This is a genomic window from Marinomonas phycocola (assembly GCF_047525455.1).
Taxonomy (GTDB): domain Bacteria; phylum Pseudomonadota; class Gammaproteobacteria; order Pseudomonadales; family Marinomonadaceae; genus Marinomonas.
In genome coordinates, this window is record NZ_JBLIXL010000049.1 from 1 (window position 1) to 1,991 (window position 1,991).

Sequence of the window (1,991 nt, forward strand, 5' to 3'; positions counted from 1 at the left end):
CAGCCATTGAAAATAAGCATGGCCCGAGTATAAATCATTTTTGGCAGGAGACGTTTGGTTATGGAACCGACAAACTCACACAAGGTGAAGCTGGACACCTCAAATCAGCCAAGACCGTTGACGGAATCCGAGAAAGAATCACTGCGGCAAGACATGAATGAATCGAGCGATTGGATGCTAGCCGAGTTGGAGCACCGTCACGCTCAAAAGGAGCGGGAGCGGGGCGTTCGGGTCGAACCAGAGAAATCCTAGTTTCGTTTGCTGAGGGGTTGGGAGTTGAGAGGCAGGTTATGATTGAAGGGGCATCCGTTGAGCAGGGCTATCAAGAAGCCCTTGCTATGTATGTCCAGGGCGAGCATGACCAGGTTGAAAGCATCGAGGACCGGCTAGAAAGTTTGATCGACCGGCAGCAAGCTTGATTGCAGCAAACGCATTTATGTTACTTTAGAGGGGGAAAATTCCTAGAACCCCAAAATGCATGACCGCATGCGGCATCATTTATCCCAGATTGTTGCAAGTACGCTGCAAGAGAATCTGACCTGGACGAGAGTTCCTGATAATTCAATGTGCCTGATGCGTGAAATACGGCCGTTTGATCAGGGGCATTTCTCACATGTACTGCAAAATGATCCAATACGGTGCCAGATTTTTGAGAGGAAAGGGCGTTCATTTTCAGGTAATTTCCCTTAAATAGCAGGTAGTTGCCCCTAACAACACTGACATACAAAGAAAATCTTTAAAAAGTCAGTGAGGGTTGATGATTTATTATCTTCAGCCCAACAATTTAGAGGCGCAATACGGATGCCCTGAGGGTTGAGTTATTGTGCTTTGGTGTTTGCAGCTTCGTGTAAGAGTTTTTGGATTACCAGACCTTTAGCGTCAGCGTAGGCGTTCATATCTGTCCATGATTGTTTGGAGAACGCAAGCTTGACTTGCTCATACTCATCTCGGGCTTCCTTCTTGTTTCTCAGGTAATCTCTTAGCAGAAGGTACTTCTCAATTTCCCCGCAGCCCTCGCTAAAGATATGTATATGAGTATCTCTTTTCGGAGTTCTGACCATTCTGTGCTGAAAAAAATCAGGCTCCCGAACTCTGAGTTGATAGCCGGCGGAGATAAGGGCGCCTAAATAGTCTCTCTCGTCAGCCGCGTCTTTCACTGCAACGACTATATCTATGATAGGCTTTGCTGCTAATCCCGGCACGGATGTTGAGCCAATGTGTTCTATTAATAACGCTTTTTCACCCAGCGCCTCTTCAATAGCATTGCGATGAAAGCTAAATATATTCTTCCATTCAACCTGATGTTGAACGATTTTTATTTCTACTTTTTCAATACCACCAATAAGTACTTCATTGTTTTCCATAAATGCTTATAGCTCCTTTGAGAATGTCAAAAAACAAAGCGTAAGAAATGCTCCGATAATTATAAACTACTCATTGCAATAATGGCAGATTAAGGCGTTTGTGATAAACTGGACCTGATTTCAAAGCTAAATATCAAAACAATCCAGACCCTCATAATAGAGAATTAGCATTCGAAAAAATGCTGAAAGAAGTCATGCTAGCAAGGCGTAAGGATGAGTTAGAGTCGTATAAACTCTTTGTTAATGATTCAGCTTTAAAGCGCTGTACAGAAAAATTAGGTAAACAGTCTCATAAAATATGAATACCCACTATTTCCGATAATAACATTTATCGGAAATATTTAGATGATCTCTGGTTCTCCAAGGTTGGGAAATTGACAGTTGGGTTTCCTTAAACAAACTTTCTTTTTCAGAAAAGTTCACATTCAGCCAAACTAAGCTGTTTATCCAACAAGCAACGTTTGATAAGAAGCTTTTTCTACGCTAGTCGTTTTAATTAATTTTAGGGGGTTGAAGTCCAATGGTACGAAAACGTACGCTAAGCCTTTTCGCACACGATCATCTAATGTTTATAGTTTAAGGTGTAATTCTTTTAGAAGCATTTAAAGCTAACATCCCTATCCCTGC

At 42.1% G+C, this 1,991-nt stretch carries 3 protein-coding genes; 1 reads left to right on the forward strand and 2 read right to left on the reverse strand.

The genetic code is table 11. The features are described from left to right. Window positions 1–170 precede the first annotated feature (170 nt). Window positions 171–419, forward strand: coding sequence for a hypothetical protein (locus ACMUMJ_RS16805; protein ID WP_414680000.1), 249 nt, complete (start codon window positions 171–173; stop codon window positions 417–419). Between the two features lie 20 nt (window positions 420–439). Here the strand turns inward: ACMUMJ_RS16805 and ACMUMJ_RS16810 are convergent, their stop codons facing one another. Together ACMUMJ_RS16810 and ACMUMJ_RS16815 are read right to left on the reverse strand one after the other, a co-directional pair. After that, window positions 440–670 (reverse strand): hypothetical protein, encoded by a 231-nt coding sequence (locus ACMUMJ_RS16810; RefSeq protein ID WP_414680001.1) that lies wholly within the window; start codon window positions 668–670, stop codon window positions 440–442. A gap of 148 nt (window positions 671–818) precedes the next feature. Further along, window positions 819–1,364 carry a GrpB family protein gene (locus ACMUMJ_RS16815; protein ID WP_414680002.1) on the reverse strand — a complete coding sequence of 182 codons (546 nt, stop codon included), beginning with the start codon at window positions 1,362–1,364 and terminating at the stop codon, window positions 819–821. Between the last annotated feature and the right edge of the window lie 627 nt (window positions 1,365–1,991).